16 protein-coding genes and 2 pseudogenes are annotated in these 17,590 nt (G+C 64.9%); 10 read left to right on the forward strand and 8 right to left on the reverse strand.

The genetic code is table 11. From position 1 onward, the window contains the following. The first annotated feature begins 38 nt into the window (after window positions 1–38). The 6 genes and pseudogenes from NA5_RS08860 to NA5_RS39160 form a co-directional block, all read left to right on the forward strand. Window positions 39–734 carry an Rv1363c family protein gene (locus NA5_RS08860; RefSeq protein ID WP_157110295.1) on the forward strand — a complete coding sequence of 232 codons (696 nt, stop codon included), beginning with the start codon at window positions 39–41 and terminating at the stop codon, window positions 732–734. Window positions 735–745: 11 nt separating this feature from the next. Then, complete coding sequence (locus NA5_RS08865; RefSeq protein WP_062983829.1) at window positions 746–1,456, forward strand: hypothetical protein; 711 nt, start codon at window positions 746–748, stop codon at window positions 1,454–1,456. Window positions 1,457–1,877: 421 nt separating this feature from the next. Next, a complete protein-coding gene (gene rpoB / locus NA5_RS08870; protein WP_062983830.1) occupies window positions 1,878–5,381 on the forward strand; it encodes a DNA-directed RNA polymerase subunit beta in 3,504 nt (1,167 codons plus the stop codon). A 106-nt stretch (window positions 5,382–5,487) separates the two neighbouring features. Further along, window positions 5,488–9,441: a DNA-directed RNA polymerase subunit beta' gene (locus NA5_RS08875; RefSeq protein ID WP_062983832.1), complete on the forward strand. Its 3,954-nt coding sequence runs from the start codon at window positions 5,488–5,490 to the stop codon at window positions 9,439–9,441. 68 nt (window positions 9,442–9,509) lie between these two features. Beyond that, the gene (locus tag NA5_RS08880; RefSeq protein WP_062983834.1) at window positions 9,510–9,710 is read left to right on the forward strand and encodes a hypothetical protein; all 201 of its coding nucleotides are present in this window, start codon (window positions 9,510–9,512) and stop codon (window positions 9,708–9,710) included. Between the two features lie 79 nt (window positions 9,711–9,789). Next, window positions 9,790–9,969, forward strand: a pseudogene (locus tag NA5_RS39160) (PIN domain-containing protein); the annotation flags it as partial. Window positions 9,970–9,996: 27 nt separating this feature from the next. On the opposite strand, the gene NA5_RS08885 reads toward NA5_RS39160, so the two are convergent. Beyond that, complete coding sequence (locus tag NA5_RS08885) at window positions 9,997–10,680, reverse strand: hypothetical protein (protein ID WP_062983836.1); 684 nt, start codon at window positions 10,678–10,680, stop codon at window positions 9,997–9,999. A 232-nt stretch (window positions 10,681–10,912) separates the two neighbouring features. Here NA5_RS08885 and NA5_RS08890 point away from each other — a divergent pair, with 232 nt between their 5' ends. Further along, complete coding sequence (locus tag NA5_RS08890) at window positions 10,913–11,233, forward strand: CD225/dispanin family protein (RefSeq protein ID WP_062983837.1); 321 nt, start codon at window positions 10,913–10,915, stop codon at window positions 11,231–11,233. Between the two features lie 69 nt (window positions 11,234–11,302). Further along, complete coding sequence (locus NA5_RS08895; protein WP_062984017.1) at window positions 11,303–11,773, forward strand: PaaI family thioesterase; 471 nt, start codon at window positions 11,303–11,305, stop codon at window positions 11,771–11,773. 30 nt (window positions 11,774–11,803) lie between these two features. Here the strand turns inward: NA5_RS08895 and NA5_RS08900 are convergent, their stop codons facing one another. After that, the gene (locus tag NA5_RS08900) at window positions 11,804–12,811 is read right to left on the reverse strand and encodes an aldo/keto reductase (RefSeq protein WP_062983839.1); all 1,008 of its coding nucleotides are present in this window, start codon (window positions 12,809–12,811) and stop codon (window positions 11,804–11,806) included. Window positions 12,812–12,911: 100 nt separating this feature from the next. On the opposite strand from NA5_RS08900, the gene NA5_RS08905 reads away from it, so the two are divergent. Further along, window positions 12,912–13,778: a helix-turn-helix transcriptional regulator gene (locus NA5_RS08905; RefSeq protein WP_062983841.1), complete on the forward strand. Its 867-nt coding sequence runs from the start codon at window positions 12,912–12,914 to the stop codon at window positions 13,776–13,778. Here NA5_RS08905 and NA5_RS08910 read toward each other — a convergent pair. The 6 genes and pseudogenes from NA5_RS08910 to NA5_RS08930 all read right to left on the reverse strand — a co-directional run bounded on the left by NA5_RS08910 (window position 13,768) and on the right by NA5_RS08930 (window position 17,322). Further along, on the reverse strand, window positions 13,768–14,412 hold the full coding sequence (locus NA5_RS08910) for a DUF8020 domain-containing protein (protein WP_062983843.1): 645 nt from the start codon (window positions 14,410–14,412) through the stop codon (window positions 13,768–13,770). The two genes, NA5_RS08905 and NA5_RS08910, sit on opposite strands and share 11 nt — an antisense overlap. Window positions 14,413–14,476: 64 nt before the next feature. Next, window positions 14,477–15,466 (reverse strand): pirin family protein, encoded by a 990-nt coding sequence (locus NA5_RS08915; protein WP_062983845.1) that lies wholly within the window; start codon window positions 15,464–15,466, stop codon window positions 14,477–14,479. Then, window positions 15,463–15,774, reverse strand: coding sequence for a GNAT family N-acetyltransferase (locus NA5_RS43460; protein WP_307188871.1), 312 nt, complete (start codon window positions 15,772–15,774; stop codon window positions 15,463–15,465). The genes NA5_RS08915 and NA5_RS43460 overlap by 4 nt, the downstream gene beginning before the upstream one ends. 12 nt (window positions 15,775–15,786) lie before the next feature. After that, a pseudogene (locus NA5_RS43465) lies at window positions 15,787–16,260 on the reverse strand (carboxymuconolactone decarboxylase family protein); the annotation flags it as partial. A 69-nt stretch (window positions 16,261–16,329) separates the two neighbouring features. Beyond that, window positions 16,330–16,779 (reverse strand): MerR family transcriptional regulator, encoded by a 450-nt coding sequence (locus tag NA5_RS08925; protein WP_084483981.1) that lies wholly within the window; start codon window positions 16,777–16,779, stop codon window positions 16,330–16,332. Window positions 16,780–16,953: 174 nt separating this feature from the next. Beyond that, window positions 16,954–17,322: a glyoxalase superfamily protein gene (locus NA5_RS08930; protein ID WP_062983848.1), complete on the reverse strand. Its 369-nt coding sequence runs from the start codon at window positions 17,320–17,322 to the stop codon at window positions 16,954–16,956. Window positions 17,323–17,381: 59 nt separating this feature from the next. On the opposite strand from NA5_RS08930, the gene NA5_RS08935 reads away from it, so the two are divergent. Beyond that, window positions 17,382–17,585, forward strand: a complete 204-nt coding sequence (locus NA5_RS08935; RefSeq protein WP_062983850.1) for a hypothetical protein — start codon at window positions 17,382–17,384, stop codon at window positions 17,583–17,585. Window positions 17,586–17,590 lie beyond the last annotated feature (5 nt).

Here is a 17,590-nt window from a genome sequence, read left to right on the forward strand (position 1 = left end):
CTGCTACCCCGCAGTAATAACAGTTAGGGTGTCTCGCTGTGAGCATCGACATGTCCAAGGAAACGTCGGCGGTGTCCGGCTCCGATTCCACGGAAGCTGATGCCGCAGCGCATGACGCGACGGCATCGGATCCCGTGCGCCCCACGGTCGCGGCCGCGGACGCGCCACGCGGACGACTCGCGGTCACCATGGTCGCGGCCGCCGCGCTGGTCGTCGCGTTGATCGCCGCGGTCTGGTTCGGCACCGGCTGGGTGCGCGCGGCGTTCTTCACCGACGGTCCGCGCGTCGAGGCCCGCGATACCGCGCTCGCCGATGCCAGGCAGGCCGCGATCAATCTGATGTCGCTGGATCCCAATGATGTCGACGGTTCGATCAAGCTGATCCAGTCGTCGATGACCGGATCGCTGCTCGATGATGCCACCAAGACTCAGGATCAGTTCCGTGACCAGGCCAAACAGGCCAAGACCAGGTTGGAATCCAAGGTCATCGGCTCCTCGCTGACCGCGCTGAACTCCGAGCGCGACCACGCCTCCGCGCTCATCGTGCTGCAGACCACCAGGACCGCGCCAGACGTCGCGCCGTACTCCTACCGTCAGACCTGGGCCCTTGATCTGGTCAAGCAGGGCGAGGTGTGGAAGGCCGAGAAGGCGAGTCCCTTGAGTCAGCCGATCCCCCTGAATCAGCCGACTGCCGCACAGCCCGGTGCCACGCCCGCGCCCAAGCCCGGATCGTAGGAGAACCCGTTATGGCATCTCGTCGACCAGTCAATCGGGTCACTCCCCGCAACCGTCCCACCGTCGGCCGCACGGCGGCGAGCACCGGGTCCGTCGGCACGCGCCGCAACACCCGTGCGGCCGAGGAAGCGACCACGAAGCGCCGGACGAAGGTCGCCGGTACCGCTGAGCCGGTCCGTCCGACTTCGCAGCCCGCCGGACCGTCGCGGCCGTGGTCACAGCGGTTGCGTCCGCGCGCGGGTTGGGGTGTGGTCGCGGCCCTGTTCCTGGTCGCCGTGCTGCTCGGTGCCTTCGCGACGGTCGCGGCCGTGCGTCCCGGTATCGACGATTCGAACGAGGCCTATGTGGACACCAAGGCCACCGAAGAGGTGACCGCGGCCGCCTCGCACGCGTTGAAGACCATCTACGCCTACGACGTGAACAAACTCGACGGCTACAAGGACGCGGTGCACGGTGTCGTCACCGGGCAGATGCTCGCCGATTTCGACAAGTACGCCGAAACCAATCTCGCCGCCCTGAAACAGGCGCAGACCAGCGCCGATGCCCTCGCCGATCCGATCGGGGTGACCTTGCTCACCGACGATCGGGCCGAGCTGCTCGTGAACTTCGTGGTCAGCGCGAACAAGAACGGGGTCGCCCAGCAGAGCGCGTCCGGCCCGATCGTGCTGAAAATGCAGAAGGTCGACGGCAAGTGGCTGGCCGCGGCCATCGTCGACCAGTGATTTCGACGGCATAAGCCCAGTGGGGCAGGGTATCTGGCCGATCATCGGGTCGAGCCCGCCACTTGACGAGTTTCGCCGGACCCGTCACGCTATTCACAACAGCGGCAGCTGTCACAGTGGCTTCTCGTGCCCCGTGGCTCCCGACGCAGCCAGCGATTCGGACACGGGCACGCGGCCATAACGGTCACGGCGTGCCGCCACGCGGAGGCTTGTTCGGGTGGTACTTTGACACCACCTTGCGTATTGGTGTACGGTTGGACGTTGCGCTGGCTGCCTCCTGTCCATACCTCGATTTGCACACGTAAGTTCCACCTTCCGGTGTTACTTCCGTTGTTGCCTGTTCGGGTTTCGTTCGGGTTGTATCCAGCGGAATTCGTAGCAGACAAGCGACGGTCGCGGACCACCACGCGACGCGCGTGAGGTGCTGGAAGGACGCATCTTGGCAGTCTCCACCCAGACCAAGGCAGTTGCCGGAATCCCCGGAGCCCCGTTGCGGGTGTCTTTCGCGAAGATCCGTGAACCCTTGGAGGTGCCCGGACTTCTCGATCTACAGACCGACTCATTTGCATGGTTGATCGGCTCGCCCTCGTGGCGTGAGAAAGCCGCGGCTCGCGGCGACGGCGGACTAACGGGCGGTCTGGAGGAGGTACTCGAGGAGCTCTCGCCGATCGAGGACTTCTCCGGGTCGATGTCCCTTTCTTTCTCGGATCCTCGTTTCGAGGAGGTCAAGGCCTCCATCGACGAGTGCAAAGACAAGGACATGACCTACGCGGCGCCGTTGTTCGTGACCGCCGAGTTCATCAACAACAACACCGGTGAGATCAAGAGCCAGACGGTCTTCATGGGTGATTTCCCGATGATGACCGACAAGGGCACGTTCATCATCAACGGCACCGAGCGCGTGGTTGTTTCGCAGCTGGTGCGTTCGCCGGGTGTGTACTTCGATCACAGCGTCGACAAGGCCACGGAGAAGGACCTGCACAGCGTGCGTGTCATCCCGTCGCGCGGCGCCTGGCTGGAGTTCGACATCGATAAGCGCGACACCGTCGGTGTGCGCATCGACCGCAAGCGTCGTCAGCCGGTCACCGTGCTGCTGAAGGCGCTGGGGTGGACGAACGAGGAGATCGTCGAGCGTTTCGGCTTCTCCGAGATCATGATGTCGACCCTGGAGAAGGACAACACCGCCGGTCAGGACGAGGCGCTTTTGGACATCTACCGCAAGCTGCGTCCGGGCGAGCCGCCGACCAAGGAGTCCGCGCAGACCCTGCTGGAGAACCTGTTCTTCAAGGAGAAGCGCTACGACCTGGCTCGCGTGGGTCGCTACAAGATCAACAAGAAGCTCGGCATCCACCTCGGCGAGCCGATCACCGCATCGGTGCTCACCAAGGAAGACATCGTCACCACCATCGAGTACCTGGTGCGTCTGCACGCCGGTGATCGGATGATGACCGCGCCGGGCGGCGAAGAGGTGCCGGTCGAGGTCGACGACATCGACCACTTCGGCAACCGTCGCCTGCGCACCGTCGGCGAGCTGATCCAGAACCAGATCCGGGTCGGACTTTCCCGCATGGAGCGCGTAGTCCGCGAGCGGATGACCACCCAGGACGTCGAGGCCATCACGCCGCAGACCCTGATCAACATCCGTCCCGTCGTGGCCGCGATCAAGGAGTTCTTCGGAACCTCGCAGCTGTCGCAGTTCATGGACCAGAACAACCCGCTGTCGGGCCTGACCCACAAGCGTCGCCTCTCGGCGCTGGGCCCAGGTGGTCTGTCCCGTGAGCGCGCCGGTCTGGAAGTCCGTGACGTGCACACCTCGCACTACGGCCGGATGTGCCCGATCGAGACCCCGGAAGGCCCGAACATCGGCCTGATCGGTTCGCTTTCGGTGTACGCGCGGGTCAACCCGTTCGGCTTCATCGAGACGCCGTACCGCAAGGTGGTCGACGGCGTGGTCACCGATGAGGTCAAGTACCTCACCGCCGACGAGGAGGACCGCCACGTTCGTGCGCAGGCCAACTCGCCGGTCGACGCCGACGGCCGCTTCATCGAGGAGCGCGTGCTCTGCCGCCGGGGCAACGACGAGAACGAACTCGTCCCCGCCTCCGAGGTCGACTACATGGATGTTTCGCCGCGTCAGATGGTTTCGGTCGCGACCGCGATGATTCCGTTCCTCGAGCACGACGACGCCAACCGTGCCCTCATGGGTGCGAACATGCAGCGCCAGGCCGTGCCGCTGATCCGTTCCGAAGCCCCGATCGTGGGTACCGGTATGGAGCTGCGCGCCGCGGTCGACGCCGGTGACGTCGTGGTGAACGAGAAGTCCGGTGTGGTGGAAGAGGTTTCGGCCGATTACGTCACCGTGATGGCCGACGACGGCACCCGCAAGAGCTACCGGATGCGCAAGTTCGCCCGCTCGAACCAGGGCACCTGCGCGAACCAGCGTCCGATCGTGGACGAGGGGCAGCGCGTCGAGTCCGGTCAGGTGCTCGCCGACGGTCCGTGCACCGAGAACGGTGAGATGGCCCTCGGCAAGAACCTGCTCGTGGCGATCATGCCGTGGGAAGGCCACAACTACGAGGACGCGATCATCCTGTCGCAGCGTCTCGTGGAGGAGGACGTGCTCACCTCGATCCACATCGAGGAGCACGAAATCGACGCCCGCGACACCAAGCTCGGTGCCGAGGAGATCACCCGGGACATCCCGAACGTCTCCGACGAGGTGCTCGCGGACCTGGACGAGCGCGGCATCGTGCGTATCGGCGCCGAGGTTCGCGACGGCGACATCCTGGTCGGCAAGGTCACCCCGAAGGGTGAGACCGAGCTGACCCCGGAGGAGCGGCTGCTGCGCGCGATCTTCGGTGAGAAGGCGCGCGAAGTGCGCGACACCTCGCTGAAGGTGCCGCACGGTGAGTCCGGCAAGGTCATCGGCATCCGCGTGTTCTCGCGCGAGGACGACGACGATCTGCCCCCGGGCGTCAACGAGCTGGTCCGGGTGTACGTGGCGCAGAAGCGCAAGATCCAGGACGGCGACAAGCTCGCCGGTCGTCACGGCAACAAGGGCGTCATCGGCAAGATCCTCCCGACCGAGGACATGCCGTTCATGCCCGATGGCACCCCGGTGGACATCATCCTGAACACCCACGGTGTGCCGCGTCGTATGAACATCGGCCAGATCTTGGAGACCCACCTCGGGTGGATCGGCAAGGCGGGCTGGGATGTCGGCGCCTCGGACGGTTCCCGTCCGGATTGGGCAAGGGCATTGCCGGAGGAGATGCTGGCGGCTCCGGCCGAGTCCAACATCGCCACCCCGGTGTTCGACGGCGCTCGTGAAGAGGAGCTGACCGGTCTGCTCGCCTCGACCCTGCCGAACCGCGACGGTGAGCGCATGGTCGACGACAACGGCAAGGCGACGCTGTTCGACGGACGTTCCGGTGAGCCCTTCCCGTACCCGGTGGCCGTCGGCTACATGTACATCCTGAAGCTGCACCACTTGGTCGACGACAAGATCCACGCCCGTTCGACCGGTCCGTACTCGATGATCACCCAGCAGCCGCTCGGTGGTAAGGCGCAGTTCGGTGGTCAGCGCTTCGGTGAGATGGAGTGCTGGGCCATGCAGGCCTACGGCGCCGCATACACGCTGCAGGAGCTGCTCACCATCAAGTCCGACGACGTGGTCGGTCGCGTGAAGGTGTACGAGGCGATCGTCAAGGGCGAGAACATTCCGGAGCCGGGCATTCCGGAGTCGTTCAAGGTGCTCCTGAAGGAGCTCCAGTCGCTGTGCCTCAACGTCGAGGTGCTGTCTTCGGACGGCGCGGCGATCGAGATGCGCGACGGCGATGATGAGGATCTGGAGCGCGCGGCCGCGAACCTGGGCATCAACCTGTCCAGGAACGAAGCCGCGACCGTCGACGATCTGGCGAACTAGGCGGTAGGGCCGGATGTCGTGCACGCCGACGACATCCGGTCTCCGCGCTCGACCAACTAGTGAACTTTTTGCTCGAATTCGACCCGAATAGGGGAAAGGAAGTTACGTGCTAGACGTCAACTTCTTCGATGAACTCCGGATCGGTCTGGCCACCGCCGAAGACATCCGCCAGTGGTCCTACGGCGAGGTGAAAAAGCCGGAGACCATCAACTACCGCACGCTCAAGCCGGAGAAGGACGGCCTGTTCTGCGAGAAGATCTTCGGTCCCACCCGGGACTGGGAGTGCTACTGCGGTAAGTACAAGCGCGTTCGCTTCAAGGGCATCATCTGTGAGCGCTGTGGCGTCGAGGTGACTCGCGCCAAGGTGCGCCGTGAGCGGATGGGCCACATCGAGCTGGCCGCTCCGGTTACCCACATCTGGTACTTCAAGGGCGTGCCTTCGCGCCTCGGGTACCTGCTCGACCTGGCGCCGAAGGATCTGGAAAAGATCATCTACTTCGCCGCCTACGTCATCGTCGGCGTCGACGAGGAGTTGCGGCACAACGAGCTCTCCACGCTCGAGGCCGAGATGGAGGTCGAGAAGAAGGCGGTCGCCGATCAGCGCGACGCCGATCTCGAGGCCCGCGCCCAGAAGCTCGAGGCAGATCTGGCCGAGCTCGAGGCCGAGGGCGCCAAGTCCGACGTCCGCCGCAAGGTCAAGGACGGCGGCGAGCGCGAAATGCGTCAGCTGCGCGACCGCGCCCAGCGTGAGCTGGACCGGCTCGACGAGATCTGGAACACCTTCACCAAGCTGTCGGTCAAGCAGCTCATCGTCGATGAGGTGCTCTACCGCGAGCTGATCGATCGCTACGGCGAGTACTTCACCGGCGCCATGGGTGCGGAGTCCATCCAGAAGCTGATGGAGAACTTCGACATCGACGCCGAGGCCGAATCGCTGCGCGAGACCATCCGCAGCGGTAAGGGCCAGAAGAAGCTGCGCGCGCTGAAGCGGCTCAAGGTTGTCGCGGCCTTCCAGGCCAACGGCAACTCGCCCATGGGCATGGTGCTCGACGCCGTTCCGGTGATCCCGCCGGAGCTGCGCCCGATGGTTCAGCTCGACGGTGGCCGCTTCGCCACCTCCGACCTGAACGACCTGTACCGCCGCGTGATCAACCGCAACAACCGCCTCAAGCGACTGATCGATCTGGGCGCGCCCGAGATCATCGTCAACAACGAGAAGCGGATGCTGCAGGAGTCGGTGGACGCGCTGTTCGACAACGGTCGCCGCGGCCGCCCGGTCACCGGACCGGGTAACCGCCCGCTGAAGTCGCTGAGCGATCTGCTCAAGGGTAAGCAGGGTCGTTTCCGGCAGAACCTGCTCGGTAAGCGCGTCGACTACTCGGGCCGTTCGGTCATCGTGGTCGGTCCGCAGCTGAAGCTGCACCAGTGCGGTTTGCCCAAGCTGATGGCGCTGGAGCTGTTCAAGCCGTTCGTGATGAAGCGTCTGGTCGATCTGAACCACGCGCAGAACATCAAGTCGGCCAAGCGGATGGTCGAGCGGCAGCGGCCTCAGGTGTGGGATGTCCTCGAAGAGGTCATCGCCGAACACCCGGTGCTGCTGAACCGTGCGCCCACCCTGCACCGCCTCGGCATCCAGGCCTTCGAGCCGCAGCTGGTGGAAGGTAAGGCCATCCAGCTGCACCCGCTGGTCTGTGAGGCGTTCAACGCCGACTTCGACGGTGACCAGATGGCCGTGCACCTGCCGCTGTCCGCGGAGGCGCAGGCCGAGGCCCGCATCTTGATGCTGTCCTCGAACAACATCCTGTCGCCCGCCTCGGGTCGTCCGCTGGCCATGCCTCGTCTGGACATGGTGACCGGTCTGTACTACCTGACCCGCCTGGAAGAGGGCGCGAAGGGCGAGTACCGGGCCGCCACCAAGGACGCACCGGAACAGGGCGTGTACTCCTCGCCCGCCGAGGCGCAGATGGCGGTGGACCGCGGTGAGCTCACCGTGCGTTCGCTGATCAAGGTGCGCCTCACCGAGCAGCGTCCGCCGAAGGCGGTCGAGGCCGAGCAGTTCCCGGATGGCTGGAACCGCGGCGACGCATGGATCGCCGAGACCACTCTCGGTCGCGTGCTGTTCAATGAGCTGCTCCCGGCGGACTACGCGTTCATCAACGAGCAGATGCCGAAGAAGCGTCAGGCCACGATCATCAACGATCTGGCCGAGCGCTACCCGATGATCGTGGTCGCGCAGACCGTCGACAAGCTCAAGGACGCGGGCTTCTACTGGGCCACCCGTTCCGGCGTGACGGTCTCGATGTCGGACGTGCTCGTTCCGCCGGAGAAGACCGAGATCATGGAGCGCTACGAGGCGCAGTCCGATCAGATCGAGAAGAAGTACCAGCGCGGTGCTCTCGACCACCAGGAGCGCAACAACGCCCTGGTCAAGATCTGGCAGGAAGCGACCGAAGAGGTCGGTAAGGCGCTGCGTTCGCATTACCCGGCCGACAACCCGATCATCACGATCGTCGACTCGGGCGCGACCGGTAACTTCACCCAGACTCGTACCCTCGCCGGTATGAAGGGCCTGGTTACCAACCCGAAGGGTGAGTTCATCCCGCGACCGATCAAGTCCTCCTTCCGTGAGGGCCTGACGGTGCTGGAGTACTTCATCAACACCCACGGTGCTCGTAAGGGTCTGGCCGACACCGCGCTTCGCACCGCCGACTCGGGTTACCTGACCCGTCGTCTGGTGGACGTCTCGCAGGACGTCATCGTGCGCGAGCACGACTGTGGCACCGAGCGCGGCATCCTGGTGCCGATCGCGGAGAAGCAGCTCGACGGCTCGCTGATCCGGGACGCGCACGTGGAGACCTCCGCCTACGCGCGGACGCTCGCCGCCGATGCGATCGACGAGAAGGGCAATGTCATCGTGGAGAAGGGCGCCGACCTCGGCGACCCGGCCATCGAGGCGCTGCTCGACGCAGGCATCACCGATGTGAAGGTCCGCTCCGTGCTGACCTGCACCACCGGCACCGGCGTGTGCGCGACCTGCTACGGCCGCTCCATGGCGACCGGCAAGCTGGTCGATATCGGTGAGGCCGTCGGTATCGTCGCCGCGCAGTCCATCGGTGAGCCCGGTACCCAGCTGACCATGCGTACCTTCCACCAGGGTGGTGTCGCGGGTGACGACATCACCGGCGGTCTGCCCCGTGTGCAGGAGCTCTTCGAGGCTCGTGTGCCGAAGGGTAAGGCGCCGATCGCGGAGGTCTCGGGTCGGGTGCGGCTCGAGGACGACGATCGCTTCTACAAGATCACCATCATCCCGGATGACGGTGGCGAAGAGGTTGTCTACGACAAGCTCTCGAAGCGTCAGCGTCTGCGGGTGTTCAAGCACGAGGACGGCACCGAGCGTCTGCTCTCCGACGGTGACCACGTCGAGGTCGGCCAGCAGCTGCTGGAAGGCGCGGCGGATCCGCACGAGGTGCTGCGCGTGATGGGCCCCCGTCAGGTGCAGATCCACCTGGTCCACGAGGTCCAGGAGGTCTACCGCTCGCAGGGTGTGTCGATCCACGACAAGCACATCGAGGTCATCGTGCGTCAGATGCTGCGTCGCGTGACGATCATCGATTCGGGTGCCACGGAGTTCCTGCCCGGTTCGCTCACCGAGCGTTCCGAGTTCGAGGCCTCCAACCGTCGTGTCGTCGCCGAGGGCAATGAGCCCGCGGCGGGTCGCCCGGTGCTGATGGGTATCACGAAGGCGTCGCTCGCGACCGATTCGTGGCTGTCGGCGGCATCCTTCCAGGAGACCACCCGAGTCCTGACCGACGCGGCCATCAACTGCCGCTCGGACAAGCTCATCGGCCTCAAGGAAAACGTGATCATCGGCAAGCTGATCCCGGCCGGTACCGGTATCAACCGTTACCGCAACATCCAGGTCCAGCCGACCGAAGAGGCTCGTGCCGCCGCGTACGCGGTGCCGTCCTACGACGACACCTACTACTCGCCGGACAGCTTCGGCGCCACCACCGGTGCCGCGGTCCCGCTCGACGATTACGGTTTCAGCGACTACCGGTAGTCGGTAATAGGCAATCGCCCCGCTCCAACTGGAGCGGGGCGATTGTCGTTTCACGGCATTGTCGAAGCATGAGCGTGGCGTACGACCACTACCCAGAACTGCATCGCCTCGTCGAACAACTCCGACCAGAGGTTGCCCCGGCAGCGCGTGAGGCGCTGCTGCGATTGGTCAAGGGTGGCGCAAGCGATCGACTCGCCGCACTGCCGACCTTCGACGGCCCAGAAGACCTCAGCGAGCGGATGGATACCGAACTCTTTGAGGCCCAGTGACACTGATCGTCGATGCTAATGTCCTAGTCGCAGTGATGAATCGGCGGGATAAACGGCACGCGGGGATGAGTTCGATTCCGCGGACACGCTGCGGATCATCGAGCTAATGAAGCAGTTCGCGAGCTTTCCATTGGGCCCTGCGGACGCTTCTCTGATTGCTGTTGCCGAGCGACTCGGAATACGCGAAATTGCTACTGCGGACAACCACTTTCGTGCGGTGAAGACCGCCGGACTAGATTTCATCCATGTTCTGCCGTAGTGATGACCGGCGGTCGGTCCGCGCATTTTAGCGATTCCGATGACGCACTCGGGGACAGGTTTTGCCTGCGATGTGGCATTTCTCCTCGAACCCTGCCGGTAGCCAGTTGCCCGATAGCAAGAGGGGGTGGCTCGGGAACTGGGTATGTGCCGCGAGTGCGAAAATCAGTACCGCCCATGGGCTTTGGACCTGCAGGAGATGTGGATGGCCGTTCCGATCCGGATAACGGCAGACCAGCCGGTCGGGACCGGGCAGATCCACCATTTCCAGACCTGCCCAATGCACCGAGAACGAATGATCGGCGTTGTAGCAGTACATCCGTCGGTCCGAAACCATTACCGTCCCGGGACGTTCGGCCACCCATCGCGGGCGCAGTCCGGCCTCGGCCTGGCGACGGCGCGCGCGGTTCGCCATGGCATTGCCGAGATGGGCGGCGGCCACGAAGGATAGCGATCCGACCGCGATGACGCTGTTGGGATTCCAGGTTCCGTCGCCGACCGCCCGCCACTGAAACCAGACCGCGGGCCCCTCGGCCAAGCAGATTTCGTCGGGTTCGGTTCGGACCATGGTGGCTCGGGTCGGCAGTTCGGCAAGCCGGTCGTGCAGCAGGAAGTCGATGACACCGCAGGTGTACAGCAGATGGTCGTCGGCCGTTGACCAACCCACCTGCTGCGCGATGATCCGATCGATATCGGCGGTCGGGTCGTACATCGGCCCTACCGTCCGATCGGCCGCGGACACATCGGCTTTCCCTCAACTCTCCGAGTCGATGCCGTCATGCAATATCCAATCGCGATAGCTGCCACCGTTTTCAATTGTGCCCAAGCCGAGCCGATCGCGCGATCATCCGCGGTCGCCGTGCACGGGTGCGCGAAAAGGTTCGTAGGCTGGAACGGCCCGAAATGCCGGGCCCGGCCGCCGACTTCGAGACGGGACTACACCCATGACCTACGGACAACAGCCCGGCTATGGCTACCCGGCGGCCCAGCCGCAGTTCGAGCCACCGGCACATCTGGGCTTCGCGGTCCTCGCCACGATTATCGGGACGCTCACCTGTCTGGTGGGGACGGTGCTCGGAATGGTCGCGATCGTCTTCGGTACCCAGGTGCATTCGAAGTGGATCGCGGGCGACATCGCGGGCGCCATGGACGCGTCGAAGAAGGCGCGGGGCTGGGGGATCGCAGCCATGGTCGCGAATGTGCTGTGTGTGGTACTCGCGCTCGGCTACCTGGTCGTCACGCTCACCCGATCGTCTTCCTACTGATCCACGGTGGACAATCGCTATCCCGCGCGGTATGAAATTGGAACACGTTTCAGTTCGGTGGGAGATGCGATGGATGACGCGGCCATGGGCGATCTGGTGATGGCCGGATTTCAGAAGCTGGGATTTATCCAGTTCACCGGCATCGAAGGTGTGGAATTCAGCGCTGGCCGCAATGTCGTGGCGATGGCGCCGAAGCCCGAACATCTCAACCACAATGGCGATCTGCATGCCGCGGTGCTGTTCGGCCTGGCCGAGACCGCGGCGATGGGCGCGTCGATTTCCGGCATTGTCGATCTGATGGGTGAGACCTTCATCGTCGCCCGTGACGGTCGGATCGAATACCTCGCGCGGGCCAAGGGTGCGGCAGGCCCGTTCCTTGCCACCTCCGAGTTGACCGCCGAAACCCTGGCTCAGGTGCGCGCGGATATCGCGGCACGGGTCGATATCGAGCTGGAGGTGCCGGTGAATATCACCGATAGCACCGGAAAGTCTGTTGCCGCATCGGCATTCACGGCGGTTATTCGGCCACGGCGGAAGTGAGCTGGGAGGAACGCCTCCCAGCCCCGGATTTCAGCGCTCGCTGTCCAGCAGCGCCATCTGCGCTTGCGCATAACGCTCGCCAGCGATCCGGTCCGCGGGCACCGCGGCCTCGATGGTGGCCAGTTCGTTCGCGCTGAGCTGGATGCCCACGGCCCCAAGGGATTCCGACCAGCGCTGGCGCGTGCGCGCGCCGAGGATCGGCACGATATCCGCGCCCCGGGTGAGCACCCAGGCAATGGCCAATTGCGCGACCGAGACCTCCTTTTCCGCAGCGATTTTCGCGAGAGCATCGACCAATTTCAGGTTCTGGTCGAGGTTTTCACCTTGGAAGCGCGGGCTGTGCGCGCGGAAGTCGGTCGGTGCGAAGGTCGCGCCCGGCCGAACCGAATCGCTGAGCAGGCCACGCGACAGCACGCCGTATGCGGTGATACCGATGCCGAGTTCCCTTACCGCGGGCAGTATTTCGGCCTCGATACCCCGGGAGATCAGGGAGTATTCGATCTGCAGGTCGGCGATCGGGTGCACGGCGGCGGCCCGACGAATGGTCTCGACGCCGACCTCGGACAGGCCGATGTGCCGGATATAGCCCGCCTCGACGAGTTCGGCCATGGCCCCGATGGTCTCCTCGATCGGGACGTTCGGATCCAACCGCGCGGGCCGGTAGATATCGATGTAATCCACGCCGAGCCGCTGCAGGCTGTAGGTGAGGAAGTTGCGCAGCGCGACGGGTCGGTTATCGGTGCCGCCCCAGGTGCCACCCGGTCCGCGCAGCGCGCCGAACTTCACGCTGAGCACCATGTCCTCGCGAGGACGCTCGGCAATGGCCCGGCCGATCAGCATCTCGTTATGACCCGCGCCATAGAAATCGCCGGTGTCGATGAGGTTGGCGCCGGAGTCCAGGGCGGCGTGGATGGTGGCGATCGATTCGGCGTCGTCGGCGGCGCCGTACATGCCGGACATGCCCATGGCGCCGAGTCCGATGCGACTGACCGCCGGGCCGGTATTTCCGAGCTTGCTGGTGAGCTTCGATGTCGTCATAGGACCAGCTTGGACCCTGTCCAAGCGCGGCGGCAGAGATCGCTTATCGGGGGATCGGCGATCCCTGGCTGGCCCGCGCGTATTAGGGGAAAGTGGTGCTATGGACCGTTCCGAACTGGCCGACTTTCTGCGCAGGCGGCGCGAACAGTTGACGCCCGCGGATGTCGGCCTGCCACCGGGGGTACGTCGGCGCACGCCAGGGCTGCGCCGGGACGAGGTGGCACTGCTGGCGGGCATGTCCACCGACTACTACACCCGCCTCGAGCAGTCCCGCGGCCCGCGTCCCTCCACCCAGGTGCTGGCGTCGCTGGCGCGGGCGCTGCGCTTCGGCAATGACGAGCGCGACCACCTGTATCACCTGTGCGACCACGCCCCGCCCGGACGCGAGTCCGCCGACAAGCACGTCGGTCCCGGGCTCATGCACATGCTCGCGAAACTGGACGACACGGCGGCCACGGTCATCACCGACCTGGGCGAGGTGCTGGTACAGAACCGGATGCACACCCTGCTCGTCGGCGACCACGCGAATCGGCGCGGCTGGGACCGGTTCTATGCCTGGCGCTGGTTCACCGATCCGCGGTCGCGTTCGATCTTTCCTGAGGACGACTGGGAGCGATTGGGCCGCAACCACGTCGCGGATTTGCGCGCCACCGCGGCGCGCCGATCCGGCGATGCCGACGTCGCCGAATATGTGAGCCGATTGCGCGCCGCGAGTGCGGAATTCGAGCAGTTGTGGCACGAACACGCAGTGGCGGTGCGGACTTCGGACATCAAGCGGATCCTGCACCCCGAGGTCGGCGCGATCGATACGGTCTGCGAAACCCTGCTGACCTCGAACGCGGCCCAGCGTCTGCTGGTCTATATGCCGCGTCCGGGCACCGATGCCGCGGAGAAGCTGGATCTATTGCGCGTCATCGGGACGCAGCGCCTGCTACCGCACGACGATATCGGCTCGCTCAGGGATTGAGGTCGAAGTAATCCATCGCCGCCTGCACGGCGGGTTCACCACCACCGGCGGACAGACCGGCGAACGCACCGATGGTCCCGCCGACCACGGTCATGACCGGGACGGTGATGAAGTCGAAGACGAAAAGACCGAGCGGAAAGCCGAGCACGAATCCGATGGCCGCACCGATGGCGGCACCGGTCAGCACCTGCGGCATGGACTTCTCGACCTGATCGAAGAAGCGCTGCTCGGTGCTCACGTCCCGGACTGGGTCATCGGTCGTGCTGATCGGGGTGAGCGAGAGCCGGGTGCCCGCCTCGTCGATGGTCGGCACCAGATCGATCCGATGTCCGGCGATCTTCACCGCGGTCGGTAGCGCGGCGACCACCTGCCCGTCGGGATCGGTCAGCGAGATGACCTTGTTGCCGCGAAGCAGGTCCCAGCGACCCTCCGAAATGGTCGTCACCACGGCGTGACGGTCCTGCGTCGCCGCGACGTGATAGCCGATGTGCTGGAAGAAGCCCTGCAGATCGAGCGGTACGTCGGCGGTCGAATTCGGCGCGGCCGGTGCGGGTTCGGCGTGGACGACGCTGGTGCCGATCGTGGTGGCCGCGAGCGCAAGCAGTGCCGTCGCGGTGATTCTCGAGATCCTCATCCTGCTCTTTCATCCGACCACCGGCGTGGAATGTCCGGTTTGCTTCGGACGAAGATACCCGAATTCAGGTCCTGGCGGGACCCATGCGCCGCTTGCGCGGCTTCAGATGCAGACCGGGCAGCGGCGGGGCCGGAATACGTTGTTGCGGTGTGTGTCCCGCGATATCGGCGAAGCGCTCGACAACGTGTTTCTCCCAATCGTTTCGGGCCTCGACGATGTCCTCGTGACTGCGGCCGACGAAGTTCCACCACATCACCAGTTCCTCACCGAACGGCTCGCCGCCGATGAGCGCAAAATGCGCGCCCTCGGTGCTGTCGAGGCGCAGTTCGTCGCGGCCGGTGCCCAGGTAGAGCAGTGGGCCGGCGGCGATTTCGGTGCCATCGGCGGTGACATTGCCCTCGATCACCATGAGCGCGTGCTCGAAATCGGGGTCGAGGGCGATGGCGGTGTCGGTGCCCGGTTCGATCCGTACATCCGCGCCGACAATCGGTGTGTACGCCTTGGCGGGCGAGGTGAGCCCGGCGAACGTGCCGATCAACACGATGGCTCGCAAACCCGGTGCTTGGTAGACCGGCAGCTCACGATGCTGTTCGAAATGTGGATCGATCCCGAGGCTGTCGCCGGGCAACGCGATCCACAACTGCAGGCCGTGCCCGGCGTGCGCCCCCGCGACGCCGTATTCGGAATGGGCGATGCCGCGCCCGGAGGTCATCAGATTCAGCTGCCCCGGCTCGATCTGCACATCGGAGCCGATCGAATCGCGGTGCCGGATGCGTCCGTCGAACGGCCAGGTCACCGTCTGCAATCCGATATGCGGGTGCGGATCGATATCCGGTGACGCACCCGTCTTGGTGACTGTGGGCGAGCCGAAGTGATCGAGGAAGCACCAGGCGCCGACCGTCGGCAGATCACGTTGCGGCAGTACGCGTTCCACGTAAACACCGCGCACTCCGCCGAGTGGGACCTCGCGCGCCGGATAGAGCTCCGCGACCGGCCCGGGACCCGGTGTCGCCTCACACACCGCTTCCTCGGGATGCGCATCGAGATCACTCATCGGGTGACGCCCTTGCCGATCACATGCTCGTCGTACTTCGGATGCTTCTCCAGGTAGGCCTTGATGAACGGGCACAGCGGCCGGATCACCCGGCCGCGGGTGACCGCATCCTCGACCGCGTGCTCGGCCAGGACGGTGCCGAGACCCTTACCGGAAAACGCGCCATCGATCTCGGTGTGAATGAACACCGTCTCGTCGTCGCGCTCCTCGTACTCGGCGAATCCGGCCAATTCGCCGCCGTAGAAAACCTCGTAGCGCTGCTTCTCGTCGTTGCGAACGACCTTGCTCTCGGGCGTCGATTCGGTCATGGTGGACTTCTCCTTCGTCGGGCGTACCGGGTGCTTGCTCAGGATCGATACGCGGTTGAACGCGCCGATCGTGGTGGCGACCCAGAGGATCGCCGAGACCTGCTCATCCGATAAATGCTCCCGTGCCAGAGCGTACTCACGATCCATCGTGGCCTCGTCCGGCAGCGTGGTGGTGAGTTCGGCAAGTGCCAGCGCGGCCCGTTCCCGCGGCGTGTACAGCTCCGTGCGCCGCCACGCGGACAGTACGGCGAGTTCACGCTCGGTGGCACCGGCGCCGACGGCGGCGCGATGGTGTACGTCCAGGCAGTAGGCGCAGCCGTTGATCTGCGAGACGCGCAGATTGATCAGTTCGATGAGCCTGCGGTCGAGTCCAGCCTCGGCACCCGCCGCGCGGACCGCGCTGGCCACGGTGTTCAGCGCGCGAAACGCCTCGGGTGTCTGTTTATCGATGAATACGCGTCTGCCGGAGGACTCCATGGACCGGATAGTAGAGCAGCACGGTGACCGGACTGCGGTCCGGATCATCCTGCTGCGCTGGGTTCCTCGGGATAGCAGTCATTTCGTGAGTGCGGCCGGTTTGGCGGCGGCGGTCTTGCCCTCGTACAGGTCGATCTTGTAATCGAGTACGGCCAGGGTCTGACGGAGTTCGTCGATCTTGGCGAGCACCTCCGCGCGGGTATTGCGGAACATCTGCAGCCGCTCGGGCACGGTGGATTCCCCCTCCCGCACCAATTCGGCATAGCGGACCATGTCCGCCACCGACATACCGGTGGTGCGCAGCCTGCCGATCAACGCCAACCACTCCAGATCGCGCTTGCTGAACCGCCGCTTCCCGGCGTGATCGCGCCCGATGTAATTCATCAGCCCGATCCGCTCGTACCAGCGCAGCGTGTCGCGACTGAGTCCCGATCGATCCGCCGCCTCGCCGATCGAATACTGCGGCTTCTCCCGATCCGCGTCCACGACTTGCTCGTCACCGACAACCTGACCTACGGCTCCACCCACTGCACTCGCCTTTCTCGATGACCAAAACCGACGTTAGTAACCCGGAGCGCACTCCAAGCAAGCTCCAATTCTGCCGAATCACGGATTCGGCTGCAGCCACCTGACGCGCCCGAAAGCGGTCATCGTCGCGCATCCGCTACGCGGCGATGACCGACATGGGCCGGTTCGCGGGGTTCAGTCGCGCTTGGGCAGCTCCTGCACAGCCCATTTGTTGCCGTCCGGATCGGCGAAGAAGGTGAACAGTCCCCAGCCCATGTCCTTTACCGGCGACGCCTCCACACCCGAGGCGACCAACTGCTGGTACGCCTCCTCGGCGCTCGCGACGACCATCTGCATGCCTTCGACGCTGCCCGGTGCGGCGTCGGTAATGCCTTCGCCGATGCAGATGGAGCAGCCGGAGCCGGGTGGGGTCAGCTGGACGAAGCGCAGGCTCTCGTTGACGCGGTGGTCGTGGTCGGCATTGAAGCCGATCTTGGTGTAGAAGTCCTTGGCGCGGTCCACATCGGTCACCGGGATTGCGACCAGTTCGATTTTCCAATCCATCCGTCGAGCATCCCACCCGCTCGACGGCGAGAACTGGTTTTCGCACCTACCCTGGTGACATGCCAGGTAAGGACATCGACCGGATCAGGGCCCGCTCGGCCTGGGCCACGGTCAAGGAAAGCCCCGTGATCACCGCCATCGCGGTGGCGCCGTTCGTGCTGGCGCTCGGCGTCGTGTGGTGGCTGCTCGGCGGATTCGCCGCGTTCGTGCTGCTCGTCGTCCTCGGCGTCGTTGTGGTCGTCGGCGGCAAACTACTGCACTGAGCGCC

The organism is Nocardia anaemiae NBRC 100462, assembly GCF_001612725.1.
In the GTDB taxonomy this organism is placed as follows: Bacteria; Actinomycetota; Actinomycetes; order Mycobacteriales; family Mycobacteriaceae; genus Nocardia; species Nocardia anaemiae.